29 protein-coding genes and 1 other RNA gene are annotated in these 26,262 nt (G+C 66.8%); 21 read left to right on the top strand and 9 right to left on the bottom strand.

Going from position 1 to position 26,262, the window contains the following annotated elements:
* Nucleotides 1-27 precede the first annotated feature (27 nt).
* Together nadB and AC1RM6_RS24250 are read right to left on the bottom strand one after the other, a co-directional pair.
* Nucleotides 28-1,614, bottom strand: a complete 1,587-nt coding sequence (gene nadB, locus AC1RM6_RS24255) for an L-aspartate oxidase (protein WP_493106019.1) — start codon at nt 1,612-1,614, stop codon at nt 28-30.
* Between the two features lie 81 nt (nt 1,615-1,695).
* Nucleotides 1,696-2,628 carry an ABC transporter ATP-binding protein gene (locus tag AC1RM6_RS24250; RefSeq protein WP_493106017.1) on the bottom strand — a complete coding sequence of 311 codons (933 nt, stop codon included), beginning with the start codon at nt 2,626-2,628 and terminating at the stop codon, nt 1,696-1,698.
* A 137-nt stretch (nt 2,629-2,765) separates the two neighbouring features.
* Between AC1RM6_RS24250 and AC1RM6_RS24245 the strand changes: the two genes are divergently transcribed.
* From AC1RM6_RS24245 to AC1RM6_RS24210, 8 genes are all read left to right on the top strand, one after another.
* Nucleotides 2,766-3,080, top strand: a complete 315-nt coding sequence (locus AC1RM6_RS24245) for a hypothetical protein (protein WP_493106015.1) — start codon at nt 2,766-2,768, stop codon at nt 3,078-3,080.
* Between the two features lie 60 nt (nt 3,081-3,140).
* The gene (locus AC1RM6_RS24240; protein WP_493106013.1) at nt 3,141-3,347 is read left to right on the top strand and encodes a zinc-finger domain-containing protein; all 207 of its coding nucleotides are present in this window, start codon (nt 3,141-3,143) and stop codon (nt 3,345-3,347) included.
* Nucleotides 3,348-3,460: 113 nt separating this feature from the next.
* Nucleotides 3,461-4,891 carry a metalloprotease TldD gene (gene tldD, locus AC1RM6_RS24235; protein ID WP_493106011.1) on the top strand — a complete coding sequence of 477 codons (1,431 nt, stop codon included), beginning with the start codon at nt 3,461-3,463 and terminating at the stop codon, nt 4,889-4,891.
* A gap of 1 nt (nt 4,892) precedes the next feature.
* The gene (locus AC1RM6_RS24230) at nt 4,893-5,717 is read left to right on the top strand and encodes a patatin-like phospholipase family protein (protein WP_493106009.1); all 825 of its coding nucleotides are present in this window, start codon (nt 4,893-4,895) and stop codon (nt 5,715-5,717) included.
* Nucleotides 5,717-6,265 (top strand): DUF924 family protein, encoded by a 549-nt coding sequence (locus tag AC1RM6_RS24225; protein WP_493106007.1) that lies wholly within the window; start codon nt 5,717-5,719, stop codon nt 6,263-6,265. The genes AC1RM6_RS24230 and AC1RM6_RS24225 overlap by 1 nt, the downstream gene beginning before the upstream one ends.
* A gap of 242 nt (nt 6,266-6,507) precedes the next feature.
* Complete coding sequence (locus AC1RM6_RS24220) at nt 6,508-6,846, top strand: P-II family nitrogen regulator (RefSeq protein ID WP_493106005.1); 339 nt, start codon at nt 6,508-6,510, stop codon at nt 6,844-6,846.
* A gap of 14 nt (nt 6,847-6,860) precedes the next feature.
* Nucleotides 6,861-8,285 carry an ammonium transporter gene (locus AC1RM6_RS24215; RefSeq protein WP_493106003.1) on the top strand — a complete coding sequence of 475 codons (1,425 nt, stop codon included), beginning with the start codon at nt 6,861-6,863 and terminating at the stop codon, nt 8,283-8,285.
* A gap of 124 nt (nt 8,286-8,409) precedes the next feature.
* Nucleotides 8,410-9,102 carry an endonuclease/exonuclease/phosphatase family protein gene (locus AC1RM6_RS24210; RefSeq protein ID WP_493106001.1) on the top strand — a complete coding sequence of 231 codons (693 nt, stop codon included), beginning with the start codon at nt 8,410-8,412 and terminating at the stop codon, nt 9,100-9,102.
* Nucleotides 9,103-9,111: 9 nt separating this feature from the next.
* Here AC1RM6_RS24210 and AC1RM6_RS24205 read toward each other — a convergent pair whose 3' ends face one another.
* The 3 genes from AC1RM6_RS24205 to AC1RM6_RS24195 form a co-directional block, all read right to left on the bottom strand.
* Entirely contained in the window at nt 9,112-9,528 is a 417-nt protein-coding gene (locus tag AC1RM6_RS24205) for a protein tyrosine phosphatase family protein (RefSeq protein WP_493105999.1), read from the bottom strand.
* Between the two features lie 10 nt (nt 9,529-9,538).
* The gene (gene recQ / locus AC1RM6_RS24200) at nt 9,539-11,308 is read right to left on the bottom strand and encodes a DNA helicase RecQ (RefSeq protein WP_493105997.1); all 1,770 of its coding nucleotides are present in this window, start codon (nt 11,306-11,308) and stop codon (nt 9,539-9,541) included.
* 68 nt (nt 11,309-11,376) lie between these two features.
* Nucleotides 11,377-12,024: a queuosine precursor transporter gene (locus AC1RM6_RS24195; RefSeq protein WP_493105995.1), complete on the bottom strand. Its 648-nt coding sequence runs from the start codon at nt 12,022-12,024 to the stop codon at nt 11,377-11,379.
* A gap of 138 nt (nt 12,025-12,162) precedes the next feature.
* Here AC1RM6_RS24195 and AC1RM6_RS24190 point away from each other — a divergent pair, with 138 nt between their 5' ends.
* The 3 genes from AC1RM6_RS24190 (at nt 12,163) to AC1RM6_RS24180 (ending at nt 14,808) form a co-directional block, all read left to right on the top strand.
* A complete protein-coding gene (locus tag AC1RM6_RS24190; protein ID WP_493105993.1) occupies nt 12,163-13,419 on the top strand; it encodes a NupC/NupG family nucleoside CNT transporter in 1,257 nt (418 codons plus the stop codon).
* Between the two features lie 109 nt (nt 13,420-13,528).
* Nucleotides 13,529-13,966 (top strand): YfjT/YkfB family phage-associated protein, encoded by a 438-nt coding sequence (locus AC1RM6_RS24185; RefSeq protein WP_493105991.1) that lies wholly within the window; start codon nt 13,529-13,531, stop codon nt 13,964-13,966.
* Between the two features lie 62 nt (nt 13,967-14,028).
* A complete protein-coding gene (locus tag AC1RM6_RS24180) occupies nt 14,029-14,808 on the top strand; it encodes a MerR family transcriptional regulator (RefSeq protein ID WP_493105989.1) in 780 nt (259 codons plus the stop codon).
* Here the strand turns inward: AC1RM6_RS24180 and queG are convergent.
* On the bottom strand, nt 14,792-15,928 hold the full coding sequence (gene queG / locus AC1RM6_RS24175) for a tRNA epoxyqueuosine(34) reductase QueG (RefSeq protein WP_493105987.1): 1,137 nt from the start codon (nt 15,926-15,928) through the stop codon (nt 14,792-14,794). The genes AC1RM6_RS24180 and queG overlap by 17 nt on opposite strands.
* A 116-nt stretch (nt 15,929-16,044) precedes the next feature.
* Here queG and msrB point away from each other — a divergent pair, with 116 nt between their 5' ends.
* Complete coding sequence (gene msrB / locus AC1RM6_RS24170) at nt 16,045-16,542, top strand: peptide-methionine (R)-S-oxide reductase MsrB (protein WP_493105985.1); 498 nt, start codon at nt 16,045-16,047, stop codon at nt 16,540-16,542.
* A gap of 159 nt (nt 16,543-16,701) precedes the next feature.
* Here the strand turns inward: msrB and AC1RM6_RS24165 are convergent, their stop codons facing one another.
* Entirely contained in the window at nt 16,702-17,526 is an 825-nt protein-coding gene (locus AC1RM6_RS24165; protein WP_493105983.1) for a cold-shock protein, read from the bottom strand.
* Between the two features lie 344 nt (nt 17,527-17,870).
* Between AC1RM6_RS24165 and AC1RM6_RS24160 the strand changes: the two genes are divergently transcribed.
* From AC1RM6_RS24160 to rpoN, 6 genes are all read left to right on the top strand, one after another.
* The gene (locus tag AC1RM6_RS24160; protein ID WP_493105981.1) at nt 17,871-18,614 is read left to right on the top strand and encodes a TerC family protein; all 744 of its coding nucleotides are present in this window, start codon (nt 17,871-17,873) and stop codon (nt 18,612-18,614) included.
* 76 nt (nt 18,615-18,690) lie between these two features.
* Complete coding sequence (locus AC1RM6_RS24155) at nt 18,691-19,308, top strand: ribonuclease D (RefSeq protein ID WP_493105979.1); 618 nt, start codon at nt 18,691-18,693, stop codon at nt 19,306-19,308.
* On the top strand, nt 19,309-19,956 hold the full coding sequence (gene lptC / locus AC1RM6_RS24150; RefSeq protein WP_493105977.1) for an LPS export ABC transporter periplasmic protein LptC: 648 nt from the start codon (nt 19,309-19,311) through the stop codon (nt 19,954-19,956).
* The gene (locus AC1RM6_RS24145; protein WP_493105975.1) at nt 19,953-20,477 is read left to right on the top strand and encodes an LptA/OstA family protein; all 525 of its coding nucleotides are present in this window, start codon (nt 19,953-19,955) and stop codon (nt 20,475-20,477) included. Before lptC ends, AC1RM6_RS24145 begins: the two co-directional genes overlap by 4 nt.
* Nucleotides 20,478-20,599: 122 nt before the next feature.
* The gene (gene lptB, locus AC1RM6_RS24140) at nt 20,600-21,388 is read left to right on the top strand and encodes an LPS export ABC transporter ATP-binding protein (RefSeq protein ID WP_493105973.1); all 789 of its coding nucleotides are present in this window, start codon (nt 20,600-20,602) and stop codon (nt 21,386-21,388) included.
* 24 nt (nt 21,389-21,412) lie between these two features.
* Complete coding sequence (gene rpoN / locus AC1RM6_RS24135; RefSeq protein ID WP_493105972.1) at nt 21,413-22,966, top strand: RNA polymerase factor sigma-54; 1,554 nt, start codon at nt 21,413-21,415, stop codon at nt 22,964-22,966.
* A gap of 205 nt (nt 22,967-23,171) precedes the next feature.
* Here rpoN and ssrA read toward each other — a convergent pair.
* Nucleotides 23,172-23,514, bottom strand: a transfer-messenger RNA (tmRNA) gene (gene ssrA, locus AC1RM6_RS24130).
* Between the two features lie 18 nt (nt 23,515-23,532).
* Nucleotides 23,533-23,973 carry a large conductance mechanosensitive channel protein MscL gene (gene mscL / locus AC1RM6_RS24125; RefSeq protein WP_493105970.1) on the bottom strand — a complete coding sequence of 147 codons (441 nt, stop codon included), beginning with the start codon at nt 23,971-23,973 and terminating at the stop codon, nt 23,533-23,535.
* 133 nt (nt 23,974-24,106) lie between these two features.
* Here mscL and AC1RM6_RS24120 point away from each other — a divergent pair, with 133 nt between their 5' ends.
* The 3 genes from AC1RM6_RS24120 to AC1RM6_RS24110 are packed head-to-tail and all read left to right on the top strand — an operon-like array spanning nt 24,107 to nt 26,249.
* Nucleotides 24,107-24,700, top strand: a complete 594-nt coding sequence (locus tag AC1RM6_RS24120; protein ID WP_493105968.1) for a LemA family protein — start codon at nt 24,107-24,109, stop codon at nt 24,698-24,700.
* A 5-nt stretch (nt 24,701-24,705) separates the two neighbouring features.
* Complete coding sequence (locus AC1RM6_RS24115; protein ID WP_493105966.1) at nt 24,706-25,563, top strand: TPM domain-containing protein; 858 nt, start codon at nt 24,706-24,708, stop codon at nt 25,561-25,563.
* Nucleotides 25,563-26,249: a TPM domain-containing protein gene (locus AC1RM6_RS24110; protein WP_493105964.1), complete on the top strand. Its 687-nt coding sequence runs from the start codon at nt 25,563-25,565 to the stop codon at nt 26,247-26,249. The genes AC1RM6_RS24115 and AC1RM6_RS24110 overlap by 1 nt, the downstream gene beginning before the upstream one ends.
* The last annotated feature ends 13 nt before the right edge of the window (nt 26,250-26,262 follow it).

The following is a 26,262-nucleotide window of genomic DNA, read 5'->3' as shown; positions in this document are numbered from 1 at the left end:
CATCGATCGGTTGCTGATAGCCGTCGCTCAGGGAACGAGGATCGTATCCTTCGCCTCGTCGAGCAGGTCGGGATAGTCCATCGTATAATGGAGCCCGCGGCTTTCCTTGCGGTGGAGCGCCGACCGCACGATCAGGTCGGCGACGTCGACGAGGTTGCGCAGCTCGATCAGGTCGGGGGTCACCCGGAAATTGCCATAATATTCGGCGACCTCCTGGCGCAGCAGCGCGACCCGGTGCGCGGCGCGCTCGAGCCGCTTGGTGGTGCGGACGATGCCGACATAATCCCACATGAACCGGCGGATCTCACGCCAGTTGTGCTGGACGATGACCTCCTCGTCCGAATGGGTCACCCGGCTGGCATCCCAGGGGCGGATCGGCGGCGGCAGCGGCATCTCGTCGAAATGGCGCTTGATGTCCTCGGCGGCGGCGTCGCCGAACACCAGGCATTCGAGCAGCGAGTTCGACGCGAGGCGGTTCGCGCCGTGCAGCCCCGACTGGGTCACCTCGCCCGCGGCATAGAGGCCCGGCAGGTCGGTGCGCCCCTTCAGGTCGACCAGCACCCCGCCGCAGGTATAATGCGCGGCCGGCACGATCGGGATCGGCTCGCGGGTGATGTCGATACCGAGTTCGAGCAGCCGCGCGTGGATCGTCGGGAAATGCCCGAGGATGAAATCGGCGGGCTGATGGCTGATGTCGAGATGGACATAGTCGAGCCCGAGCCGCTTGATCTCATGGTCGATCGCGCGGGCGACGATGTCGCGCGGCGCGAGTTCGGCGCGCGCGTCGAAACGCGGCATGAAGCGGCGCCCGGTGGTCGGGATCTTGAGCTGGCCGCCCTCGCCGCGCATCGCCTCGGTGATCAGGAAATTCTTGACCTCGAGATTGTAGAGGCAGGTCGGGTGGAACTGCATGAACTCCATGTTCGACACGCGGCAACCCGCGCGCCACGCCATCGCGATGCCGTCGCCGGTCGCGCCACGCGGCGAGGTCGAGAAGAGATAGGCGCGGCTCGCACCGCCGGTCGCGAGCACCGTCGCCCGGCCAGTGAACAGCTCGACCGCGCCCGACGCCCGGTCGACCGCATAGACGCCCCAGACATGGCCATCGCCCGAATAGCGCTCGCCGTGCCGGCTGGTGACGAGGTCGATCGCGGCGCGATCGGGAAACAAAGTGATGTTGGGATGGGCGACCGCCGCCTTTTCGAGCGCGAGCTGGACCGACCGCCCGGTCGCGTCGTCGACATGGACGATCCGCCGATGGCTGTGCCCGCCCTCGCGGGTCAGGTGCCAGCGCTCCTGCTCGCCAGGACTGAACGGAACCCCGAGCGCTGCGAGCTTCTCGATCGCCAGCGGCGCATTCTCGACGACATATTCGACGGTCGCGCGGTTGTTGAGGCCCGCGCCCGCGACGATCGTGTCCTCGACATGCGCCTCGAACGTGTCGCCTTCCTCGAGCACCGCGGCGATGCCGCCCTGCGCCCAGGCGGTCGACCCTTCGGAAATGCCCGCCTTGGCGAGGACCGCGACCCGGTAACGATCGGCGAGATTGAGCGCGGCGGTCAGCCCGGCGGCGCCCGAACCGATGACGACGATATCGAAACTATGCTCGGCCATGCTCTGTCTTATCGGTCCTCTCGGCCACCTTCGCCGGCATCCGCCCGAAACGGCGGCTGGCCGGTCCCGGCATAGCGGGGTTCAGGCGGCTTGCGCGTTGGATGCCCTCGTCAGGCTGAGGAAGACGTCCTCGAGATCGGCCTCGCGGGTCGACACGTCGACAATGCCGAGCCCGGCCTGCTGGACCGCGGCGAGCACTTCGCCGGCGTTCACCTGGCTCTTGTCGTAGACGATCAGGATCGTCCGCGGCGACAGCAGATCGACCTTGGAGAAGCAGCTCGCCTGCGGTGCAACCTCGAGATCGCGGTCGACAGTGACCTCGACCGCCTTTTCCTGCGCCTTGCCGACCAGTTCGCGGGTCGGTTCGTTGGCGATGACGCGGCCATGGTTGATGATCGCGATCCGGTCGCACAGTTCCTCGGCCTCTTCGAGATAATGGGTGGTCAGCACCACCGTCACCCCGCGGTCGTTGAGCTCGCGGACATAGGCCCAGAGCTGCTGGCGCAGTTCGACGTCGACGCCCGCGGTCGGCTCGTCGAGCACCAGCACCGGCGGGCTGTGCACCATCGCCTTGGCGACGAGCAGCCGGCGCTTCATGCCGCCCGACAGCGACCGGGCATAGGCATCGGCCTTGTCGAGCAGATGGACCGCGCGCAGCAGTTCCTCGGTCTTGCGGTCGACCTTGCGGATTCCATAATAGCCGGCGGTGTTGTCGAGCGTCTCGCGCGGCGAGAAGAAGGGATCGAACACGATCTCCTGCGGCACGATCCCGATCGCGAACTTGGCGTTGCGCGGATCCTTGTCGATGTCGAAGCCCCAGATCGACACATCGCCGCGGGTCTTGTTGACCAGCCCGGCGAGGATGTTGATCGTGGTCGACTTGCCGGCGCCATTGGGGCCGAGCAATCCGAAGATCTGCCCGCGCGGAATGTCGAGATCGACGTCGAACAGCGCCTGTTTGCCGTCGCCGTAAATCTTGGAGAGGCCGCGGATGCTGATGGCTGCTTCATTCATGACGGGGGCGGCATAGCCGCTGGCGCGCGCGGGTGCAAAGGGCGATCAGCGTTGCCGGCCATGAAGAGCCGACATGCGCGCGGCCGCAATTCGCGCTGTTCAGCGAAGCTTCACATCGATATGCCCAACGTCAGCTTATGATCCGCATCCTTCCCGCCTTGCTGTTGCTGACCCTGCCGGCTGCCGGTTTCGCGCAGGAACAGGTCGTCACCCTGTCGCCCGAGGCGCGCGCGAAGATCCTCGACACCGCCGAACAGGGCGGTGGCCCGTCGACATCCGACCTGCCGGTCAATGGATTGAGCGGCAAGATCCATGGCGAGGTCGGGGCCTTTGTCGGCACCGGCGGCGCGCGCGGGGTGTTCGGCACCGCCGCGGTACCGATCGGCCAGGACGGGATGGCGACCTTCTCGTTCGAGAACAGCCGCTACGGCAATCGCCGCTATCGCTATTAAGCTGTCGCGCGGCGGCCGCCGCCGATTGCGCTGGCGCTGGCCGGTTGCTAATTGACGGCCATGAGCACGCAGCCCGAAGCCCCCGAAACGGTCCATGTCACCTCGAGCCGAGTCGTCTGCGACGGCGCGTCCGAGATTCCCGGCGGGGCCGCGCTCGGCCATCCGCGCGTGTTCATCGAGATCGATCCCGATATCGGCTATGCCGATTGCGGCTATTGCGACCGGCATTTCATCCTCGACGGCGGCCATGGCGGATCGCACCACTGATACGCGATCTCGAAGATGCTGACGCATCTTCGATCGATTTGCTCAAGCGCCGCACGGGCTGATTCGGCGTTTCGGCCCTAGATCGCACGAACAATCGGCCTATATCTGCGGACATGATCATGCCCGCAGACCCCCGCCGCTTCCTCTATCGCGAGAACGCGCTCGATCCCGACGCCGCACTCCGGCTCACCGCCGAGACGCTCAAGGGGTGCGACGACGGCGAGCTCTATCTCCAATATATCTCGTCGGAGAGCTTCGCCTTCGACGATGGCCGGCTCAAGACCGCCGACTACAACACCCAGGCGGGCTTCGGCCTGCGCGGGGTGTCGGGCGAGACGACCGCCTTCGCCCATGCCAATGAACTGAGCGAGGCGGCGATCCGCCGCGCCGGCGAGACGATGACCCTGCTCGATCCGAGCAAGGGGGTGCGCTCGCCGCCGCCGCGCCGGACCAACAGCCGGCTCTATACCGGCGAGGATCCGCTTGGCCTGATCCCGTTCGCGCGCAAGGTCTCGCTCTGCCAGGAGATCGACGCCGCCGCCCGTGCCCGCGACCCGCGCGTCCAGCAGGTCTCGGTCGGGCTGTCGGGATCGTGGAGCGTGGTCGAGATCGTCCGCCCCGACGGATTCGTCGCCTTCGACATCCGCCCGCTCGTCCGGCTCAACGTCTCGGTCGTGGTCGAACAGAATGGCCGGCGCGAATCGGGCTTTTTCGGCCTTGGCGGCCGTTATCTCTACGACCGGCTGTTCGAGCCGGCGACCTGGAACCGCGCGATCGACGAGGCGATCCACCAGGCGGTGGTCAATCTCGACGCGGTCGCCGCCCCCGCCGGCGAAATGACCGTGGTCTGCGGCCCCGGCTGGCCCGGCGTGCTGCTCCACGAGGCGATCGGCCATGGGCTCGAGGGCGATTTCAACCGCAAGGGCACCTCGGCCTTTTCGGGCCGGATCGGCGAGCGGGTCGCCGCCCCCGGGGTGACCGTGGTCGACGACGGATCGATCGCCGACCGCCGCGGTTCGCTCAGCATCGACGACGAGGGCACCCCAACCCAGTGCAACGTCCTGATCGAGGACGGCATATTGAAGGGCTATATCCAGGACCGGCTCAACGCCCGGCTGATGGGGGTCGAGCCGACCGGCAACGGCCGCCGCGAAAGCTATGCCCATGCGCCGATGCCGCGGATGACCAACACCTTCATGTATGGCGGCAACGACGATCCCGGCGAGATCGTCGCGCGCGCGAAGAACGGCATCTTCGCCAAGAGCTTCGGCGGCGGACAGGTCGACATCACCAGCGGCAAGTTCGTCTTCTCGTGCACCGAGGCGTACAAGATCGAGAATGGCCGGATCACCCAGCCGATCAAGGGCGCGACCCTGATCGGCGACGGTCCGTCGGTGCTGACCAAGGTCACCGCGATCGGCAACGACATGGCGCTCGACGAGGGCGTCGGCATCTGCGGCAAGGGTGGCCAGTCGGTTCCCGCCGGGGTCGGTCAGCCGACGGTGATGATCTCGGCGCTGACCGTGGGCGGCACGGCGGCCTGAGATGGCGATCGCGGTCGCGCTGGGCGGCGGCGCGGCGCTGGGCTGGGCCCATATCGGCGTGCTGCGCGGCCTCGAGGCCGCCGGGATCGAGGTCCGGGCGGCCGCGGGCACCTCGATCGGCGCGCTCGCCGCGGTCTGCCTCGCCGCGCGCAAGCTCGACGCGCTCGAACATATCGCCCGCACCGCGAGCTGGCTGCGGGTGCTGTCCTATATGGACCTGCATCTGAAGCCCGGCGCGGTGCTCGGCGGGCGCACGATCGCCCGCGAGCTTCAGATCCATCTCGCCGATCTCCAGTTCCGCGACCTGTGGATGCCGGCAGCGACCGTCGCGACCGATCTCGCCACCGGCGAGGCGGTGATCATCGACCGCGGCCCGGTGACCCCGGCGATCCTGGCGTCGATCGCGATTCCCGGCCTGTTCCGGCCGGTGCGGCGCGACGGCCATTTCCTGGTCGACGGCGGGGTGGTGATGCCGGTGCCGGTCGCCGCCGCCCGCGCAATCGCGCCCGACCTGCCGATCCTCGCGATCAACCTGCAGGGCGATTATCATGGCCGCCGCGTCGCCGGGCTGATCCGCAACCGCCCCGGCGGCAATCATTCGACGATGGCAGTGGTGCGCGCCTCGACGATGCTGCTGATGGCCGAATTGTCGCGCGCCTCGCTCGCGCTCGATCCGCCCGACCTCGCGCTCAATCTGCCGGTCGGCCATGTCGAGATCCACGACTTCACCCGCGCCCGGGAATTGATCGACATCGGCCGCGCCTCGATCGAGGCGATCATGCCCAAGGTCGAGGCGCTCGCCACCCGCGGCCGGCCGGTGGCATGATGACCGACGAAGAAGACACGCGCGCGGTCCTCGACTATTGGTTCGGCACGTGCGGCGAAAGCGGCTGGTGGGACCATGACCCCGCGCTCGACGACGCGATCCGCGCGCGCTTTTTCGACCTTTGGCACGCATGGCGCGACCGCGTGCCCGAATCCTTTCTGGGCTCGGCCGACCAGGCGCTCGCCGCGGTGGTGCTGTTCGATCAGTTACCGCGCAACATGTTCCGCGGCCGGGCCGATGCCTTCGCGACCGATCCGCTCGCCCTGGCCATTGCCCGCGGCGCGGTCGACGCGCGGTTCGACCTGGCGCTGCCGGCCGAACGGCGCCAGTTCCTCTACATGCCGTTCCAGCACAGCGAGGACGCGCACGACCAGGACCGCTCGGTCGCGCTGTTCACCGCGCTCGGCGATGTCGAAGCCGTGCGCTTCGCGACACTCCACCGCGACATGATCGCGCGCTTCGGGCGCTTTCCGGGCCGCAATGCCGCGCTCGGCCGCGGCGATCGTCCCGGCGAGGCCGACGCGATCGCCGCGAGCGAGGGTTGGTAGCCTCACAGCTATTGCCCATCGATTGCGCATTCGGCCGCCCTGCGGAACCGGTGACCGTGCTGCTCGTTACGCTGCCGCCGAATTCTGCCCAAAAAGCAGGCACGGCTTAATCTTTGATCAAAGTGCCGTGAAATGCGGCGCCTGCGCCGATCGATTCGTGACAATCCGGTGAATGAATCCAGCCCTCGCCCGGCTGGCACGCTTATTGCGTTGCACAATCGGGCTTAAAAGAGGGAGGCGAAATGAAACTCGTCATTGCCATCATCAAGCCGTTCAAACTCGATGAAGTGCGTGAAGCACTTTCCGGGCTGGGCGTGCAGGGCATGACCGTTACCGAGGTAAAGGGCTTCGGACGGCAAAAGGGTCAGACGGAAATCTACCGTGGGGCCGAATACAGCACGAACATGGTCCCGAAGATCAAGATCGAGGTGGCGACCACCGACGACCTGTCGGGCCGGGTCGTCGAGGCGATCCAGCAGTCCGCCAACACCGGCGCCATCGGCGACGGCAAGATCTTCGTTCTCGACGTCGCTCAGGCGGTGCGCATTCGCACCGGCGAGACCGACGACGTCGCGCTCTGAGCAAAGGGGGAAACATGAAGCTCTCTAACAAGATAGCGGCTGGTCTCGGCATCCTTGCCGTCTCCGCGCTGACCGCGATGCCCGCTTTCGCGGCGGATCTTATCAAGGCGCCCGACGCGGCCGCTCAGGCCGGCATGTTCAACAAGGGCGACGTCGCCTGGATGCTGACCTCGGCCGCCCTCGTGCTGATGATGTCGGTTCCCGCGCTGGCGCTGTTCTACGGCGGTCTCGTCCGCTCGAAGAACATGCTGTCGGTGCTGATGCAGGTGCTGATGATCGTGTCGATCGCGGCACTGGTCTGGGTCGGCTGGGGCTATTCGATGGCCTTCACGTCCGGCAGCACGCCGTTCGTCGGCGGGTTCAGCAAGGCCTTCCTCAAGGGCGTCGACGCCAGCACCTATGCGGCGACCTTCTCCAACAACGTCTATCTGCCCGAATATGTGTTCGTGGTGTTCCAGATGACCTTCGCCTGCATCACGCCGGCGCTGATCGTCGGCGCCTTTGCCGAACGCGTGAAGTTCTGGCCGCTGATGCTGTTCATGGTCCTGTGGCTCACCATCGTCTATTTCCCGATGGCGCACATGGTCTGGTACTGGGCTGGCCCGGACTTCCTGCCGGACGCTCCGACCGACGCGGGCTTCCTGTGGGGCATGGGCGCGCTCGACTTCGCGGGCGGCACCGTGGTGCACATCAACGCCGGTATCGCGGGCCTCGCGGGCTGCCTCGTCCTGGGCAAGCGCGTCGGCTACAAGACCGAGCCGATGCCGCCGCACTCGCTGACCATGACCATGATCGGCGCTTCGCTGCTGTGGGTGGGCTGGTTCGGCTTCAACGCCGGTTCCAACCTCGAAGCCAATGGCGTGACCGCGGTTGCCTTCATCAACACCTTCGTTGCGACCGCCGCCGCGGCCGTGGCCTGGGCGGTGATCGAGCAGCTCGTGCACGGCAAGCCTTCGCTCCTCGGCGCGGCCTCGGGTGCGGTTGCCGGCCTCGTCGCGATCACCCCGGCGGCGGGCCTCGGCGCGCCGCTCACCTCGATCATCCTCGGCATCGTCGTCTCGATCGTCTGCTTCTTCTTCGTCACCACGGTGAAGAACAAGCTCGGCTATGACGACACGCTCGACGTGTTCGGCGTCCACTGCGTCGGCGGCATCGTCGGCGCGATCGGCACCGGCATCGTCGCCGCGCCGTCGCTCGGTGGTCAGGGCTATTACGACTACACCGTCTTCCCGGCGGCGTTCCATCCCGAAGCGTACGACATCGTGGCGCAGGTCATCACCCAGGCAAAGGCGGTGGCACTGACCCTCGTCCTGTCGGGCGGCGTGTCGGCGATCCTGTTCTTCCTCATCGACAAGACCATCGGGCTGCGCCCCTCGGTCGAGACCGAACTGGAAGGCCTGGACATCACCGAACATGGCGAGCGCGCCTACAACATGTAATCGCATTGGGGCCGTCCGCCGCGGCGGCCCCTCCAGGCGTTCCTCCTGCGAACGCACTCGGGCCGGTGGGGCAACCTACCGGCCCTTTTTTTGTTAAGCAGGATCAGACGTCCAAGGTACGAACATGATCAGCGTTGCCAGCTACAATATCCGCAAGGGCATCGGCACCGACCGCCGCCGCAATCCGGGCCGGATCCTCGAGGTCCTCCACGAGATCAAGGCCGATGTCGTCGCACTGCAGGAGGCCGACCGCCGGTTCGGCGCACGGCAAAGCGCGTTGCCGCCCGAGATCATCGCCGCGCAGGGCGACTATCGTCCGGTGCCGTTCGACATCCGCCCCGGCGGGATCGGCTGGCACGGCAATGCGATCCTGATCCGCCAGGGGGTCGAGCTGATCGATTACGAGCCGATCCACCTGCCCACGCTCGAGCCGCGCGGCGCGGTGCTCGCCGAACTGCGAGTCCGCGGGGTCGCGCTGCGCGTGGTCGGGATGCATCTCGACCTGTCGGGGATGTGGCGGCGGCGCCAGGTCCGCGCGATCATCGCCCATGTCCGCGCGCGCCGCCACCCGATGCCGACCGTGCTGATGGGCGACCTCAACGAATGGTCGCTCTATGGCGGCTGCATCCGCGATTTCCTGATCGACCACCGGGTCGCCGCGACCGGGCGCAGCTATCATAGCCGCCGCCCGGTCGGCTGCCTCGACCGGATCATCACCAGCCAGGACCTGCACATCGTCTCGTGCGGGGTGCACATCAGCGAACGCGCGCGGCTCGCCTCCGACCATCTGCCGATCTGGGCGCGCGTGACGCCCTGATGGACAAGTTCAACGTGGCGCCATGAAGGCGCGCACCGGCGACACATCATAGCCCGCACCGGCCGCCTTGCGCGCCAGCACATCGGCATCCTCGCCGTCGGCCGCCTTCGCCAGCGCCCACAACAGAGTCGAGCGCGTCCCCGAGCGGCAGAAGGCGAGCACCGGTCCCTCGGCCTTGGCAAGCGCCGCGCGCATCGCGTCGACCTGCGCCACCGAGAAGCCGGCATGGGTGATCGGGATCGCGACATAGGCGATGCCCGCATCGCGCGCCGCCTGACGGATCGCCTCGCCCGATGGCTGGCCGGGCTCTTCCTCTTCGGGGCGGTTGTTGACGATCAGGGCAAAACCCTGGGCCGCAGCGGCCTCGACATCGTCGGGCTGGATCTGGCCGAACACCGACAGCGTCTCATCGATCTTGCGGAACATGGGCTTCCCCTCAACTGTGCGAACGGATGACGGCCAGGAAGTCGTCACCATAATTTTCGAGTTTCTTCGCGCTTACCCCCGAAATCTGCGCGAGGCCACCCGCGGTTTCGGGCCTGAGCGCCGCCATCTCGCGCAGGGTCGCGTCGAGGAAGACGACATAGGGCGGCACGCCCGCGGCGCGGGCGAGGTCGCGGCGCAGCGCACGCAGCGCGTCGAACAGCGGATCGGGCGGATAGTCGGCGCCACCACCAGTCCGGTCCTTCCGGCGGCGTTCTCGCTTCGGCGCCAGCACGATCGACAGGCTTTCCTCGCCTTTCAGGATCGCCTTGGCCGCGGGCCCGAACGACAGCCCGCCATAGTCATCGGCACGCAATGCGTCGCGTGCAAGCAAGGCGCGTGCGACCGGCTTCACCAGTCGCAGCTCCTCTTCGTCGGCGATGCCGAACACCGACAGCCGGTTGTGGCCGGCCCCGAGGATCTTGTCGGTCTCCTTGCCCGCCAGCACGTCGGTCAGGTGAGTGACGCCGTAGCGCATCTCGGTGCGGAATGCCGCCGAGAGCAGCTTCTGCGCGACGATGCTGGCGTCGATCGACGAGGGCGGCGTCAGGCAATTGTCGCAATTGCCGCAGCGCTCGGGCGGACTGTCGCCGAAATGGCGCAGCAGGATCGCACGGCGACAGGTTGGCGTCTCGACCAGCATCGCCATCGCGTTCAACCGCTGGCGCTCGCCGGCGCGCCGCGCCTCCTCGACGTCGGTCTCGATCCGGCGCCGCGCCCGGGCGAAATCCTCGGCGCCCCAGAACAGATGGGTGACCGCCGGATCGCCGTCGCGGCCGGCGCGGCCGGTTTCCTGATAATAGGCCTCGACCGACTTGGGCAGCCCGGCATGCGCGACGAAGCGCACGTCGGGCTTGTCGATTCCCATCCCGAAGGCAACGGTCGCGACCATCACCATGTCCTCGCTGGCGACGAACGCCCGCTGGTTGGCGGCGCGCACGCTCGCATCGAGCCCGGCATGATAGGCCCGTGTCGGCCGGCCGCCGGCGCCCAGCTGCGCGGCGAGCTTCTCGGTCGCGTCGCGGGTCGGCGCGTAGATGATTCCCGACCCCGCATTTTCGGCGAGGACGTCGGCGAGTTGGCGACCGATCCCGTCGCGCGGGGTGATCGCGTAACGCAGGTTCGGCCGGTCGAAGCCGGCGAGGATCAGCCCCTCGTCGGGAATGCCGAGCTGCGCCAATATGTCGGCGCGGGTGTGGCGATCGGCGGTCGCGGTCAGCGCGAGCCGCGGCACCTCGGGGTGCGCCTCGACCAGCGAGCGCAGCAGCCGATAGTCGGGGCGGAAATCATGCCCCCATTCGGACACGCAATGCGCCTCGTCGATCGCGATAAGGCTGAGATGGACCCGGTCGATCAGCCGGCGGAACCCCTCGGTCGAGGCGCGTTCGGGCGCGACATAGAGGAGATCGAGATCGCCGTTGCGGAACCGGTCGATCGTCTGGTCGCGATTGTCGTCGGCCGAGGTCAGCGCGGCGGCGCGGATGCCGGCGGCCTCGGCCGAGCGGACCTGGTCGTGCATCAGCGCGATCAGCGGCGACACCACCAGCCCGGTGCCTTCGCGGCACAGCGCCGGGATCTGATAGGTCAGCGACTTGCCGGCGCCGGTCGGCATCACCGCCAGGCTATGCTGCCCGGCCATCACCCGGTCGATGACGTCCTGCTGGCGGCCGCGGAAATGGGCATATCCGAAGGTACGCTGAAGGGCTTCGATCGGGGAAGGCATGAGAATGCCTTAAAGCGATTTCACGGCTGGAGGAAACAGCAGACCGCCCGGAAATCGCGAAAAGCGGATCAGCCCCTCGCGTCGAGCTTGCGGCCGATCGCGACGAACAGGGTGATCAGCGGCGGCACCAGCACGATCGACAGCACGACCTTGGTCGTCATCTGCCCCGCCATCAGCCCCAGGATCGGGCGCTCGCCATAGAAGGAGATGCTGATGAACAGCAGCGTGTCGATGACCTGGCTGACGACGCTGGCGATCATCCCGCGGAACCACACCAGCCGGCCCTGGCCTTCGCTGCCCTTGAGCTTCGAGAAGATGAAGACGTTGAGCGTCTGCGAGCTGCCATAGGAGATCAGCCCGGCGATCATCATCCGCGCGCCCTGGCCGACGACGATCGGAAAGGCCTCGACCGCGGGCGGATACATGCCCGGATCGGTCGGCAGCGCCAGCACCAGCTGGATCAGCCCCGCCGAGACGATCAGCGGCAGGAAACCCCAGCGCACCAGCGCGTCGGCGGTGGCGCGGCCATGGAGTTCGGCAACCGCGCTGCCCATCACCACCAGCAGCAGGAAGCCGAAGATGCCCGCCTCGACCGCCAGCGGCCCGAGCGCGACCTGCTTGACCCCCAGCACCCCCGATATGCAGACCATGCCGCCATAGAAGAGCGAGAAGACGAAAAGCGAGCGGGTGAGGACGGGTGCCGGACGTGTCTGCATCGATCCACGCTAACGGCAATTTCGCGGGTGCGAAAGAGGCGCTTGACCGGCCGCGGCGAAGCGGCATGCTGTCGCTTTGCATGATCGATCGCGCGCCCGGCGGCTGACGCGATCGGCACCGGGGGCGCGCTCTACCATATGAACAAGATCTTGATCGGCCTGGCCGGCATCCTGGTGATCCTCGCGCTCGCCTTCGCCATGTCATCGGACAGGAAGGCGATCAGGCTGCGGGTGGTCGGCGCGGCGTTCGCGCTCCAGGCCGGAATCGCCGTGCTGGTGCTGCGGTTCGAACCCGGGCGGGCGGCGCTCGCCTTCCTGTCGAACGGCGTCGCCAACCTGCTCGGCTATGCCCAGGCCGGCACCAATTTCCTGTTCGGCCCGCTCGCCAAGCCCGAAATCGGCGGCACCTCGTTCGCGATCGCCGCGCTGCCCGTGATCATCTTCTTCGCGGCGCTCGTCTCGATCCTCTATTATCTCAAGATCATGCAGTTCGTGATCCGCTGGGTCGGCGGCGGCATCGAGAAGGTGATCGGGGTCTCGAAGGTCGAATCGCTGTGCGCGGCGGCGAACATCTTCGTCGGCCAGAGCGAATCGCCGCTGGTGATCCGCCCCTATCTCGCCGGGCTCGCCCCCTATCAGCTGTTCGCGGTGATGACCTCGGGCATGGCCGGGGTCGCCGGCACCATCCTCGCCGCTTATGCGGCGATGGGGATCCGCATCGATTATCTGCTCGCGGCGTCGTTCATGTCGGCGCCGGGGGCGCTGCTGATGGCGAAGATCATCATGCCCGATCCGCGCAAGCCCCAGGGCGAACTCCCGCTCGGCGACGATCCCGAAGATGCGGTGATCGCGATCGCCGAGACCCATGAGGACGAAGAGCGCCCCGAAAATCTGATCATGGCGGCGAGCCAGGGTGCGCAGACCGGCGTACGGATCGCGGTCGCGGTCGGGGCGATGGTGCTCGCCTTCGTCGCGCTGGTCGCGCTCGCCAACGGGCTGCTCGCCGGAGTCGGTGCGATGTTCGGGATCGCCGACCTCAGTTTCCAGGGGCTGCTCGGCTATGTGTTCGCGCCGGTGATGCTGCTGCTCAACATCCCCTGGGCCGAGGCGCAGCAGGTCGGCGGGCTGTTCGGCGAGAAGGTCGTGCTCAACGAATTCGTCGCCTATATCCATCTCGGCACGATCAAGACCACCTTGTCCGAACACAGCATCGCGGTGGCGACCTTCGCGCTGTGCGGTTTCGCCAATTTCTCGTCGATCGCGATCCAGATGGCGGCGACCGGCAGCCTCGCCCCCAACCAGCGCCCGATGATCGCCAAGCTGGGCCTGAAGGCACTGGCGGCGGGCAGCCTCGCCAATCTGATGTCGGCGGCGCTCGCCGGACTGCTGCTCTAGATTCGGCATTTTTGAGGCGATGCCCGTTCAGCATTTTTGAACCGGATCATGCCATGCCACCGAAACGACCTTCGCGCGTTCAGCGCACAGGTTTCGCAAGGAGGATGGAATGAAAGTCGCGCTCGCGATCATGTCGGGTCTGATCGTAACCGCACCGTTGATGGCGCTGCCCTCGCGCTGGTCTTCGGGCTTCAACCAGGGCGTCCATGAATATAGCGTCGGCCCGCTGGGCGAGAAGGCGACCAATCTGATCATCTCGTGCCCCAGCGAGGGTCCGGCCAGCGTCTCGGTCCAGATCCGCGGCGCGCTGCCGCCCGGAGACGAGCAGGTCGGGTTCAAGGCGGCCGGGCAGACGATCCTGATGCGCGCCGGCGGCAAGGGCGGCCTCCAGATCGATTCGGACAAGAAGCGCGGCGAATTCGCCCGGCTCTGGGCCGCGATCCGCAGCGGATCGAGCATCGCGATCAGCTATGTCGACGGCGCCGCCGCAACCCTGTCGCTGGCGGGCAGCGGCAAGACACTGCCGGCGCGGCCCTGCGTCCAGTAATTTTCCCGATGCGGTGAATTGGCGCTTGAAGTTGACCTAGGGTCAACCGCTACCAAGCGCTCATGGAAGACGTGATCGACATCGCCGAAGTCGCCCGCCTCACCGGGCTCAGCAGCCGCGCGCTGCGCTTCTACGAGGCGCGCCAGCTCGTGCGCCCGCTGCGCACTGCGAGCGGCCGCCGCTGCTATGGCCGCGGCGAGCTGGCGCGGCTCAATGCGATCGTCGCGCTCAAGCAGGCCGGGTTCAGCCTGGCCGAGATCGGCCGGATGATCGGGCAGCGCACACCCGACCTCGGCCGGATGGTGGCCGCCCAGATCGAGGCGCTCGACGCGAAGCGCGCCGAGATCGACGGCGCCCGGGGCCTGCTGCTTTCGGTCCAGTCCCGCATCGATCGTGGCGAGCCGATCGACGTCGCGACCCTCTGCTCGCTGATTCGACAAGGGACGACGATCATGGAACCCGAAAATTGGCAGGCGGTCACCGACCGCTATTTCACCCCGGAGGAAAAGGCACGCTGGGCGGAGAAGATGGGCGACGTGCCCGCCGGATTCGACCAGGCCGATTACAGCGCCAAATGGGCCGCGCTTTCGGCGCGGATCGAGACGGCGCTGCCGCTCGACCCCGCCGGCGCGCAGGCGCAGGCCTTCCTCGCCGAATGGACCGCGCTGCTCGAGCCTTTCACCCGGGTGGCGACTCCGGAGATGCAGGCGGGGGCAGCCCGGCTCTACGACAATATGGGCGACTGGCAGCAACAGCAGAAGCCGCCCTTCGCGATGGCGGTATGGGCGTTCATCAAGGAGGCCGGTGCGGCGAGAGCAGCAAGCCTTAAGGCTGAAAGCTGAGCCACTCGTCGACGACCGCCGGATCGTCTTCACCGACGACCCGGCGGTCGCGTTCCCGATCGAAACGCTCGGGATCGAGCCGCCCCAGCGCCCAGATCGCCGCACCGCGGACGATCGGCGCGGGGTCGTCGAGCAGCGGCAGCAATTTCGCGACCATCGCCGGGTCGCCACTGTTGCCGACGGCGATCGCGACGTTGCGGATCATCCGGTCGCGACCGATCCGCTTGATCGGCGAACCCGCGAAAATGCTACGGAAATCGGCATCGTCGAGCCCGATCAGGTCGGCGAGACGCGGCGCCATCAGTTCGGCACGGCCGACGAACGCCCGATTGGCGGCGGCGGCTTCGGCGAACTTGTTCCACGGGCAGACTGCCAGGCAATCGTCGCAGCCATAGATATGATTGCCGATCGCGGCCCGGAAAGCGCGCGGGATCGGCCCTTTGTTCTCGATCGTCAGATAGGAGATGCAGCGCCGCGCATCGACCTGATAGGGCGCGGGAAAGGCATCGGTCGGGCAGGCCCGCTGGCAGGCATCGCACGATCCGCAGCGATCGGGCGTCGGATCGTCGGGCGGCAGGTCGATCGAGGTCATGATCGCGCCGAGAAACAGCCAGCTGCCATGATCGCGCGAGACGAGATTGCTGTGCTTGCCCTGCCAGCCCAACCCCGCCGCCGCCGACAGCGGCTTCTCCATCACCGGCGCGGTATCGACGAACACTTTCAGTTCGCCGCCCGCCCGCTCGACCAGCCAGCGCGCCAGCGCCTTGAGCGCCTTCTTGACCACGTCATGATAGTCGGCGCCCTGGGCATAGACCGAGATTCGGCCGATCCCGGGTTCGTCCGCCAGCCGCATCGGATCTTCGGCCGGGGCGTAGCTCATCCCCAGCATGATCAGCGACCGGGCATCGCCCCACAATGTCCGCGGGCGGGCACGCTGGTCCTTGCGCGCCTCCATCCACGCCATGCTGCCATGCGCGCCGCTTTCGAGCCATTGGTCGAGTCGGCCGGCGCTTTCGGGGGCGGCATCGGCGCGCGCGAAACCGCAGGCGGCGAAGCCGAGGCGCAACGCCTCGGCCCGGATCGCCTCGCGCAGGTCGACAGCGGGCAAGCCATGGTTCATGCCCCGCCCGTTACCGCGCTTTTGTGCCGCTGGGAAATCGGTCGATATCCAAGGGCGCAGTGAAACCGCACCGTCTTCCAATCCGTATAGGAAGGGAGAGCGATATGGAGTGGACGATGGCTGGCAGGATCGATCGCAGGACCTTGATCGGCGCGGGGATGAGCGCCGCGGTGGTCGCCATGCTCGGCGCGGGCCGCGCCTGGTCGGCCGACGACGCGAAATATGAGGTGACGCTGAGCGACGCCGAATGGCGCAAGCGGCTGTCGCCCGCCGCCTATCAGACGCTGCGGCACGCCGCGACCGAGCGGCCCGGCACCAGCCCGCTGCTCAACGAACATCGCGCCGGCACCTTTGCCTGCGCGGGCTGCGCGCTGCCGCTGTTCGCATCGAAGACCAAGTTCGACAGCGGCACCGGCTGGCCCAGCTTCTGGCAGCCGCTGCCCCGCGCAGTCGCCACCAAGACCGATCTCGAACTCGGCTATCCGCGCACCGAGGTGCTGTGCCACCGCTGCGGCGGCCATCTCGGCCATGTCTTCGACGACGGTCCGCAGCCGACCGGCAAGCGCTATTGCATGAACGGGGTCGCGCTGAAGTTCATTCCCGCGAAGGTCTGATCGTCCAGGTCTTTCGCCGAGGCCCGCAAAGCCTTCGGTGCGCGTAGTCCGGGGTCGATCGACACGCCGATCGATACCCAAAGAAAAAGCCCGGCTTCGATGAAGCCGGGCCCTCTCCTTATCGTGTGACTGTGCCTGGCCGAGGCCAGGCACCGACGATCACTGAAGCGGGGTGAGGTTCACCGCCGCATATTTGCCGCGACGATCGACCTCGAGTTCGAACTCGAGCCGGTCGCCTTCGTTGAGATTGGTCATGCCGGCACGTTCGACGGCCGAGATGTGGACGAACGCATCGGGCTGTCCATCGTCGCGCTGAATGAAGCCGAAGCCCTTCATCGCGTTGAAGAACTTGACCGTGCCGCTCGCCTTTTCACCGGTGAGCTGACGCGAGGGGCCACCAGCGCCGGCACCGGCGCGGGGGGCGTCGCGATCACGCGGAGGACCGCGGTCCTCGACCGGCAGCGGCTCGCCGTCGATCTTGAGATCGGTCGCCGAGATGCGGCCGCCACGATCGACGAGGGTGAAGCCGAGCGGCTGACCTTCGGCGAGACCGGTCAGGCCGGCCTGCTCGACTGCGGAGATATGGACGAACACGTCCTCGCCGCCATCGTCACGAACGACGAAGCCGAAGCCCTTCTGTCCGTTGAAGAATTTGACGACGCCCTTGCCTTCGCCGATGACCTGCGCCGGCATGCCGCCACGGCCACCGCCGCCGCCACCACCGAAGCCGCCGCCACCGCCGCCGCGATAACCGCCGCCGCCGCCACCGCCGCCGAAGCGGTCACCGCCGCCGCCGCCACCGCCGAAGCGATCGCCGCCACCGAAGCCGCCGCCACCGCCGAAACGATCACCGCCACCGAAGCCGCCGCCACCACCGAACCGATCGCCGCCGCCGCCGAAACCGCCACCATAGCTGTCCTCGCCGAAGCCGTCGCGCTTGTCCCTGCCGCCGCGCTGACCGCGCCGCCCTCTATCGAAACTCATGCCGTCCAAGTCTTCCCGAATGTCGCCCCAAATCATCGAAGGGCCAAGCGTGCCGGGCGCAGCACACAGACCCTTCGGCACGCAAAATGAGCCATGCCTAATAATTGCCATAAAGCAAAACGGGGGCTGCTGCGAGCGGTTTCGCCGCCATCCGAGCGCCGATGCGGTGCAAAGCGCGGCCGAAATGAGCCTGTTACCGTATTTTCCCCAGAAATTGTGACATCGGTCATCCTGAATTCAGGTGAAAAAGCGGCGCTGGCCGCGAGCGATTCGCAAGCGCCCCTTGCCGCTCGCCGGACGAAGCGCCACCTCCCGCGAACGCGATCATCGGGGGCCGGACCATCATGTCGAACATCATCGCCATCTTCGCCGATCCGGCCAACTGGGCGGCGATCGTCGCCTTGGTGACGATGGAGGTGGTGCTGGGCATCGACAACCTCATCTTCATCTCGATCCTGACCAACAAGCTGCCCGAACGCTATCGGGCACGCGCGCGGCAGATCGGGATCGGCCTCGCGCTGATCCTGCGGCTGGTGCTGCTCAGCCTGATCGCGGTGATCGTGCGGCTCACCCAGCCGCTGTTCGAGGCTTTCGGCCATGGCTTCTCGTGGCGCGACCTGATCCTCGTCGCCGGCGGACTGTTCCTGGTCTGGAAGGCGACCACCGAAATCCACCACAGCGTCGACGCCGATGACGGTGCCGAGGCGGCCGATACCGGCAAGGCCGGACTCGGCTTCGGCGCGGCGATCGTCCAGATCGTGATCCTCGACCTCGTCTTCTCGATCGACTCGATCATCACCGCGGTCGGCATGACCGACCATGTGCCGATCATGTTCCTCGCGGTGATCGCCGCGGTGTCGGCGATGATGACCGCCGCCGGCCCCCTGTCGCGCTTCATCGAACGCAATCCGACGGTGGTGATGCTCGCGCTCGCCTTCCTGTTCATGATCGGCATGACCCTGATCGCCGAAGGCTTCGGGGTGCATGTGCCCAAGGGCTATATCTATGCCGCGATGGCCTTTTCGGCCGCGGTCGAGGCGCTCAACATCTTCGCGCGCAACCGGCGACAGGCGCGCAACAGGCCGTGAGGCGATTGCGCGACCCTGCAGGATCCCGGTCGCCAAACGGGTTGAGCGCAGCGGGCTTGGGGCCTATGCGGTCGGGATGACTGTCTATCTGCACCAGGAGGACCTGCCCGAGGGCGTCCTCGCCCCCGGTCCCGTCGCCGTCGATACCGAGACGATGGGCCTGCTCACTCCGCGCGACCGGCTCTGCCTGGTCCAGATCTCCGACGGCCATGGCGACGAACATCTCGTTCGCTTCGCCGCCGGCAGCAGCTTTGCCGCGCCCAATCTGCGCGCGGTGCTAGGCGACCCCGACCGGCTCAAGCTCTACCATTTCGCGCGCTTCGATCTCGCGGCGATCCGCCATTATCTCGGCGTGGTCGCGGCGCCGGTCTATTGCACCAAGATCGCCTCGCGGCTGATCCGCACCTATACCGACCGCCATGGCCTCAAGGAGCTGGTGCGCGAACTGCTCGGTGCCGAAATCTCCAAGCAGCAGCAATCCTCGGACTGGGGGGCGCCCGAACTGAGCGACGCGCAGAAGGATTATGCCGCGTCGGACGTGCGCTATCTCCATGCGATGAAGGCAAAGCTCGACGAGCGGCTGATTCGCGAAGGCCGGATGGAGCTCGCCCAGGCCTGTTTCGACTTCCTGCCCGCCCGCGCCGATCTCGATCTCGCCGGCTGGCCCGAAGTCGACATCTTCGCGCATATCTAGATGTCCGAACTCGCCGACAGCGCCAGATCCAGACGGCAGCTCTGGGCCGCATCGGGCAGCAGCCATGACCGGCTGATCGGCCTGCTGCGGCTGGTCCTGCCCGCGGCGATCCTGGTGCTGGTGGTGGTGCTGACGATCGCGCCGCTGACGATCGGCAGCGACATCAGCTTCGTGCTGTCGAAGGACCGAGTCGAACTGGCCCGCGAGCGGCTGCGCGTGACCAAGGCGATCTATCGCGGCGAGGATTCGAAGGGCGAGCCGTTTCAGCTGACCGCCGCGTCGGCGGTCCAGGCGACCTCGCGGGATCCCGTGGTCAAGCTGTCGACCCTCGCGGCGAAGATCCAGCTGCAGGACGGCCCGGCGACGATCGTCGCCAATCGCGGCCGTTACGACATGGACAGCCAGAAGATCGCGATCGACGGGCCGGTGCTGTTCCAGTCGGCCGACGGCTACAAGATCAAGACCCGCGACGTCGGCGTCGACATGGAAAGCCGGACGCTGGCGAGCCAGGGCAATGTCGACGGGATCATGCCGCTCGGCACCTTCACCGGCGACCATTTCACCGCGGATCTCAACACCCATGTCGTGGTGCTCGAGGGGCGCGCGCGCTTGCATATCGTACAGGGGCAGGGCAAGGCGAAACCATGAACGCGACGCTTCATCCGATCATCGCCCTCGCGCTTGTCGCGGTGCTCGCCCCTGCCCCGGTTTCGGCGCAGGCGGTCTCCGCGCTCAAGAATCACGACAGCAACGCGCCGGTCGATTTCTCGGCCGACCGCATCGAGCTGCAGGACCGCGCCGACCGCGCCGTGCTGACCGGCAATGTCGACGTCAAGCAGGGCAATATGACGATGAACGCCGACCGGCTGACGATCGCCTACAACAAGGCCGGCAGCACCCAGGTGACCCGGATGGACGCCAGCGGCGGCGTCACCGTCAAGAGCCCGACCGAAACCGCGCGCGCGCAATTCGGCATCTACGATCTCCAGAAGCGGCTGATCACGATGATCGGCGGAGTGACGCTCACCCGTCCGGGCCAGGGCGATACCAACGGCGCCCGGCTGGTGATGAACCTCAACACCGGCATCGCCACGATGGACGGCGGCGCCGTCGGCGGGCGTGGCGGCCGGGTCACCGGTCGCTTCACGCCGCCGCCGCGCAAGGATTGAGGTTCGCCGAACCGGCGCCCGTCGCGATGAATCTTCGGCATGCACGAAGCTTGCCAGTTTCCCCGCGCCCGGCGTATCGCTAAACCGCGGCTTGCGTTGAAAGCCGCCAGGATGGTCCGCTCATGAACGATACCGCCACGATTGAACGCTTTGGCGAACGCTCCGGCCGTCCGATCGAGGAGGGAATCGGGCGCGGCCTGTCGGTCGTCTCGATCGCCAAATCCTACGACAAGCGCCAGGTCCTGTCGGACATCTCGCTCGATGTCGCGCGTGGCGAAGTGGTCGGCCTGCTCGGCCCCAACGGCGCCGGCAAGACGACCTGCTTCTATTCGGTGATGGGGCTGGTGAAACCCGACGCCGGCCGCATCCTGCTCGACGGCGACGATATCACCACCCTGCCGATGTACCGCCGCGCGATCCTGGGCCTGGGCTATCTGCCGCAGGAGACCTCGATCTTCCGCGGGCTGAGCGTCAGCCAGAATATCCTCGCCGTGCTCGAACTGATCGAGCCCGACAAAGGCGTGCGCAACGACCGGCTCGAATCGCTGCTCGCCGAATTCCACCTCACCCATTTGCGCGATGCGCCGGCAATGGCGCTGTCGGGCGGCGAGCGCCGCCGCTGCGAGATCGCCCGCGCGCTGGCGGCGAGCCCGTCGATCATGCTGCTCGACGAACCGTTCGCGGGCATCGATCCGATCTCGATCGCCGACATCCGCGACCTGGTGAAGGATCTCAAGCGCCGCGACATCGGCGTGCTGATCACCGATCACAATGTCCGCGAGACCCTCGACATCGTCGACCGCGCCTGCATCGTCTATGACGGCAAGGTGCTGTTCCAGGGCAGCCCCGCCGAACTGGTCGCCGATCCCAATGTCCGCCGCCTCTATCTGGGCGAGAGTTTCTCGCTTTGAGATGATCCGACGGCCCTTGGCATAATGGCGCTCGGCCCCCGCCTCGACCTGCGTCAGAGCCAGTCGCTGGTAATGACGCCGCAGCTCCAGCAGGCGATCAAGCTGCTGGCGCTCTCCAATCTCGAGATCGAGGCGTTCATCGCCGAGGAGATCGACAAGAATCCGCTGCTCGAAGCCGGCGGTGGCGAGTCCGAGGCGCCGAATCGCGAGGACGGCCCCGATTTCGATCCCGGCGACGGCGCCGGCGGCGAATCGGGTTTCGACGATGACGGTTTCAGCGCCGACGATCCGCCGACCGCCGACCGGCTGATGGCGGCGGGCGATGCCGCGGGCGACGCCCCGCTCGACGTCGATTATGGCGCCGAGACCTTCCATCACGACAGCGCCGCCGACAGCATGAGCGATGGCGGCCGCGGCCTCGACGGCGGGCTGGGGCTCGAAGGCGGCGGGGGCGGCGACGAGGGGATCGATCTCGACAGCTTCGCGACCGCGACCATCTCGCTCCAGGACCATCTGATCGCGCAGATCGGCCAGATCCTGTCGGGGGGCGACCTGCTGATCGCGCAGCAGCTGATCGATATGATCGACGAGGCCGGCTATCTCGCCGGCCAGACCTTCGAGATCGCCCAGCAGATGGGGGTGCCGCTCCACCATGTCGACCGCGTCCTGCTCGCGATCCAGCGGCTCGATCCGACCGGGGTCGGTGCGCGCAATCTCGCCGAATGCATCGCGCTGCAGGCGAAGGAGGCCGATCGCTACGATCCGGCGATGGCGCGGCTGATCGCCAATCTCGATCTGCTCGCGCGCGGCGCGCTGCCGCAGCTGCGGCGCATCTGCGGGGTCGACGAGGAAGATATGGCGGACATGATCCGCGAACTGCGCGGCTATGATCCCAAGCCCGGATTGCGCTTCGGCGGCGAGACCGCGGCCCCGGTGTCGCCCGACATCTTCATCGCCAGACTGCCGGGCGGCTGGGCGATCGAACTCAACCGCGCCACCCTGCCGCGGGTGCTGGTCAATCGCGATTATTATACCGAGCTGGCGAGCGGCCCGCAGGACAAGGCGAGCAAGGCCTGGCTGTCCGAATGCCTCGCCAGCGCCAACTGGCTGGTCAAGGCGCTCGACCAGCGCGCCCGCACGATCCTGAAGGTAACGACCGAGATCGTGAAGCAGCAGGAAGCCTTCTTCGTCCACGGCGTCGAGCATCTGCGGCCGCTGACCCTCAAGGCGGTCGGCGATGCGATCTCGATGCACGAATCGACCGTCAGCCGGGTGACATCGAACAAATATCTGATGTGCGAGCGCGGGCTGCACGAGCTCAAATATTTCTTCACCAGCGGGGTCTCGGCTTCCGATGGCGGCGACGCGGTGTCGGCCGAGGCGGTCAAGAGCCAGATCGTCAAGCTGATCGCCGCCGAAGGCGACGACATATTGTCCGACGACAAGCTGGTCGACCTGCTCAAGGACAAGGGCTTCGACCTCGCCCGGCGCACGGTGGCCAAATATCGCGAGGCGATCGGCCTCGGCTCCTCGGTCCAACGCCGCCGCCAAAGGGCGCTGGGGTCGCGGGCCGCGTGAGCCCTGTATCTGAAGCCGGACAGGGCCGGTCGACATTCGACTTGGGCTGTGCCGAAAATGATGTTTTTCGAGAACCGGCGCGCAGCGTACTTTCAGTACGTGAGCACCGGAAGCGCAGAAAAGCGTCATTTGCAGGCCAGCCCAAGCGAATGCCGGCCGGCCCGGAAGTGGGGAGCTTCTGTTGCCCGGTGCTCCCCGTACCGCTGGATTCCGCTTCTGTTGCCCGGTGCGGACCGAACCGCGCTTAAGCCTTGTAACTTCGTCTGTTAGGACTCAGTTACGCGGCAATCGCGAGTGCCTCGTTATCGTTAGCACTTGTAGTTTTGAACGGTTTTACGGCTCATTCAGGCCGGGCAAAAACATCGTCTTTGAACACACGTCGATCCTAGTTCGACCCCGTCATAATCCTTGGCGAACCAAGGTTTGTGGTGGAGTCGCCGGGTACCGCCCCCGGGTCCGCTGCATCTATTTCACGACATCATTTATCGCCATAGCCGGGCGAACCCGGCACCGACCTATATAGAGGGTGCGCAGCGAATTTGAAGGGCGAACCGCACCGCCCCCGTTCAGCTCGCCTTCTTCTTCAGCTCCTCGAGGATCTCGCGCAGCAGGACGACATCCTCGGGCGGGGCGGCGGGCGCGGCCGGCTTGGCTTCCTCGGCCTTCTCGAACTTGCTGGCGGCCCGAACGATCAGGAACATCACGAAGGCGACGATCAGGAAATTGACCGCGACCGTCACGAACTGACCAAACCCGATCATCGCCACGCCGGCTTTCTTGAGATCGGCATAGTTGCTCGCCGAACCGGCAAAATCGGCCGGGATCGCGCTCAGCCGCAGGAAATAGCTCGAGAAATCGAGCCCACCGGAGACATAGCCGATCACCGGCATGATGATATCGTCGGTGAGCGACGAGACGATCTTGCCGAAGGCAGCGCCGATGATCACCGCGACCGCAAGGCCAATGATGTTGCCCTTGTTGATGAACGTCTTGAAATCGTTGAGCATCTTTTCACTCCGCTACCGACAGCCTTGGCGCGATCATCGCGGCCGTGCAATAAAGGTCAAGCGCGGCATTGAAGCCGGACAAACCGGGCCTACCTACGCGAATAATACAGTTGGACCAGGGGAAGACCTCCAGATGACCATCGACCGCCGTTTCGCAGCTGCCCTGTTCGTCCCCGTCGCGGCGATTTCGCTGAGCGGCTGCGGGATCAACAGCGTTCCCACCGCGCAGGAAGAGGCCAAGGCCAAATGGGCCGACGTCCAGACCCAATATCAGCGCCGCGCCGACCTGATCCCCAATCTCGTCGCCACGGTGAAGGGCTATGCCAAGCAGGAATCGACCGTCCTGACCGACGTGACCAACGCGCGCGCTCGCGCGACCGGTATCCAGCTTTCCGCCGACGACCTGCAGGACCCCGCCAAGGTCAAGGCCTTCGCCGACGCGCAGGGCCAGCTCAGCGGATCGCTCAGCCGGCTGTTGGTGGCCTCCGAAAATTATCCCGAGCTCAAATCGAGCGACCAGTTCATGGCGCTGCAGAGCCAGCTCGAAGGCACCGAGAACCGGATCGCGATCGCGCGGCGCGATTATAACGAGTCGGTGCGCAGCTATAACACGCTGATCCGCACCTTCCCGACCGCGATCGGCGCCAAGATCTTCCATGGCGCGCAGCCGATGCAGTCGTTCGAGGCCAGCGCAGGCTCCGACAAAGCACCGACCGTCGGCTTCTGACCGGCATGACCGCCGCCGCATTCGCCGCGCCGCGCCCGCACGCGCCTGCCGCATGGGCCAGGACGGCGTGGGTCGTGCTGCTGGCGGCGATCGTGTTGCTGCTCGCCGCGCCGGGCTTCGCCCAGACCTTCCCGCCACTGACCGGCCGGGTGGTCGACGCCGCGCATCTGCTCGATGCCGCCCAGACCGCCGATCTCGATGCCAAGCTCGCGGCGCTCGAAACGCAAAGCGGACATCAGATGGTGGTCGCCACGGTCCCCAGCCTCGAAGGCCAGGAGATCGAGGATTATGGCTACAAGCTCGGCCGTGCCTGGGGCATCGGGCAGAAGAAGGGCAATGACGGCCTGATCCTGTTGGTCGCGCCGACCGAGCGCAAGGTGCGGATCGAGGTCGGCTATGGGCTCGAACCGATCGTCACCGACGCGCTGTCGAGCGTCATCGTCCAGCGCCAGATCCTGCCGCATTTTCGCGACGGCGACATGGCCGGCGGCATCGTCGCCGGTGCCAATGCGCTGGTCGGGCTGCTGCAATTGCCCGACGATCAGGCGCAGGCGCGCGCGCAGGCGATGGTCAGCGCCGACAAGAAAGAGCGCAAGCATGGCGGCGGCGTGCCGATCTCGCTGATCTTCTGGCTGATCGTCATTGCCTTCGTCGTGATCTCGAACATCGTCGGGCGTTTCGGTGGCGGCCGGCGCTATCGCCGCGACGGCGGTGGACCGGTGATCCTGTGGGGTCCGGGGCTCGGCGGCGGCTGGGGTGGCGGTTCGTCGGGCGGATCGGGCTGGGGCGGAGGCGGCGGTGGCGGCGGCTTTTCGGGCGGCGGCGGGTCGTTCGGCGGCGGCGGTTCGTCGGGGAGTTGGTGATGCCGGGCATGGTCGACAGCATCAGCGAAGCCGATATCGCACTGGTCACCCAGGCGGTGACCGAAGCCGAAACCCGAACCGATGGCGAAATCGCCACGATCGTCGCGCGGCGATCGGACAATTACAACGACGTGCCGCTGATCTGGGCGGCGCTGACCGCGCTGCTGGCGCTCGCGGTCTATGCCGCCTTCCCCGATTTCTATCTCGGCCTGGTCGACCGGCTGAGCGGCGGCTGGCAGCATGAATGGACCCACCGCGAAATATTGACCGCGCTGCTGGTCGCGGTGACGATCAAGTTCCTCGCCGCGCGTTTCATCATCGGCTGGTGGCCGGTGCGGATGTTCTTCACCCCGGCCAAGACCAAGACCCGCCGCGCCCATGCCCAGGCGATCATGCTGTTCCGCACCGGCACCGAGCAGAGAACGAAGACCCGCACCGGGGTGCTGATCTATCTCTCGCTCGCCGAACATCGTGCCGAGATCGTCGCCGACGAATCGATCGCGGCCAAGGTGGCGCCCGAGACCTGGGGGGCGGCGATGGCGCTGCTGATCGACCATCTGCGCGACGGCCGGCCCGGCGAGGGCATGGCCGCAGCAGTCGCCGCGGTCGGCGACGTGCTTTCGCAGCATTTTCCACGTACGGGTACCGATCCCGACGAAATCCCCAACCGGATGATCAGCCTGTGAGCGATGCAGAAAC

It is taken from the genome of Rhizorhabdus sp. GW822-FHT03C02 (assembly GCF_058801765.1).
The sequence above is the reverse complement of the archived record's forward strand: the minus strand, read 5'-3'. Positions and strand labels throughout refer to the sequence as shown.

Bases quoted from the DNA above. Each gene is read 5' to 3' on its own strand.
- AC1RM6_RS24245 (WP_493106015.1), top strand. From the start codon at position 2,766: ATGATCCGCATCCTTCCCGCCTTGCTGTTGCTGACCCTGCCGGCTGCC.
- AC1RM6_RS24240 (WP_493106013.1), top strand. From the start codon at position 3,141: ATGAGCACGCAGCCCGAAGCCCCCGAAACGGTCCATGTCACCTCGAGC.
- AC1RM6_RS24180 (WP_493105989.1), top strand. From the start codon at position 14,029: ATGGAAGACGTGATCGACATCGCCGAAGTCGCCCGCCTCACCGGGCTC.
- AC1RM6_RS24145 (WP_493105975.1), top strand. From the start codon at position 19,953: ATGAACGCGACGCTTCATCCGATCATCGCCCTCGCGCTTGTCGCGGTG.
- AC1RM6_RS24195 (WP_493105995.1), bottom strand. From the start codon at position 12,024: ATGCAGACACGTCCGGCACCCGTCCTCACCCGCTCGCTTTTCGTCTTC.
- AC1RM6_RS24185 (WP_493105991.1), top strand. From the start codon at position 13,529: ATGAAAGTCGCGCTCGCGATCATGTCGGGTCTGATCGTAACCGCACCG.
- recQ (WP_493105997.1), bottom strand. From the start codon at position 11,308: ATGCCTTCCCCGATCGAAGCCCTTCAGCGTACCTTCGGATATGCCCAT.
- queG (WP_493105987.1), bottom strand. From the start codon at position 15,928: ATGAACCATGGCTTGCCCGCTGTCGACCTGCGCGAGGCGATCCGGGCC.
- AC1RM6_RS24110 (WP_493105964.1), top strand. From the start codon at position 25,563: ATGCCGGGCATGGTCGACAGCATCAGCGAAGCCGATATCGCACTGGTC.
- AC1RM6_RS24220 (WP_493106005.1), top strand. From the start codon at position 6,508: ATGAAACTCGTCATTGCCATCATCAAGCCGTTCAAACTCGATGAAGTG.
- tldD (WP_493106011.1), top strand. From the start codon at position 3,461: ATGATCATGCCCGCAGACCCCCGCCGCTTCCTCTATCGCGAGAACGCG.
- AC1RM6_RS24225 (WP_493106007.1), top strand. From the start codon at position 5,717: ATGACCGACGAAGAAGACACGCGCGCGGTCCTCGACTATTGGTTCGGC.
- AC1RM6_RS24205 (WP_493105999.1), bottom strand. From the start codon at position 9,528: ATGTTCCGCAAGATCGATGAGACGCTGTCGGTGTTCGGCCAGATCCAG.
- AC1RM6_RS24165 (WP_493105983.1), bottom strand. From the start codon at position 17,526: ATGAGTTTCGATAGAGGGCGGCGCGGTCAGCGCGGCGGCAGGGACAAG.
- AC1RM6_RS24120 (WP_493105968.1), top strand. From the start codon at position 24,107: ATGACCATCGACCGCCGTTTCGCAGCTGCCCTGTTCGTCCCCGTCGCG.
- AC1RM6_RS24210 (WP_493106001.1), top strand. From the start codon at position 8,410: ATGATCAGCGTTGCCAGCTACAATATCCGCAAGGGCATCGGCACCGAC.
- lptB (WP_493105973.1), top strand. From the start codon at position 20,600: ATGAACGATACCGCCACGATTGAACGCTTTGGCGAACGCTCCGGCCGT.
- lptC (WP_493105977.1), top strand. From the start codon at position 19,309: ATGTCCGAACTCGCCGACAGCGCCAGATCCAGACGGCAGCTCTGGGCC.
- AC1RM6_RS24190 (WP_493105993.1), top strand. From the start codon at position 12,163: ATGAACAAGATCTTGATCGGCCTGGCCGGCATCCTGGTGATCCTCGCG.
- nadB (WP_493106019.1), bottom strand. From the start codon at position 1,614: ATGGCCGAGCATAGTTTCGATATCGTCGTCATCGGTTCGGGCGCCGCC.
- msrB (WP_493105985.1), top strand. From the start codon at position 16,045: ATGGCTGGCAGGATCGATCGCAGGACCTTGATCGGCGCGGGGATGAGC.
- AC1RM6_RS24215 (WP_493106003.1), top strand. From the start codon at position 6,861: ATGAAGCTCTCTAACAAGATAGCGGCTGGTCTCGGCATCCTTGCCGTC.
- AC1RM6_RS24230 (WP_493106009.1), top strand. From the start codon at position 4,893: ATGGCGATCGCGGTCGCGCTGGGCGGCGGCGCGGCGCTGGGCTGGGCC.
- AC1RM6_RS24160 (WP_493105981.1), top strand. From the start codon at position 17,871: ATGTCGAACATCATCGCCATCTTCGCCGATCCGGCCAACTGGGCGGCG.
- rpoN (WP_493105972.1), top strand. From the start codon at position 21,413: ATGGCGCTCGGCCCCCGCCTCGACCTGCGTCAGAGCCAGTCGCTGGTA.
- AC1RM6_RS24250 (WP_493106017.1), bottom strand. From the start codon at position 2,628: ATGAATGAAGCAGCCATCAGCATCCGCGGCCTCTCCAAGATTTACGGC.
- mscL (WP_493105970.1), bottom strand. From the start codon at position 23,973: ATGCTCAACGATTTCAAGACGTTCATCAACAAGGGCAACATCATTGGC.
- AC1RM6_RS24155 (WP_493105979.1), top strand. From the start codon at position 18,691: ATGACTGTCTATCTGCACCAGGAGGACCTGCCCGAGGGCGTCCTCGCC.
- AC1RM6_RS24115 (WP_493105966.1), top strand. From the start codon at position 24,706: ATGACCGCCGCCGCATTCGCCGCGCCGCGCCCGCACGCGCCTGCCGCA.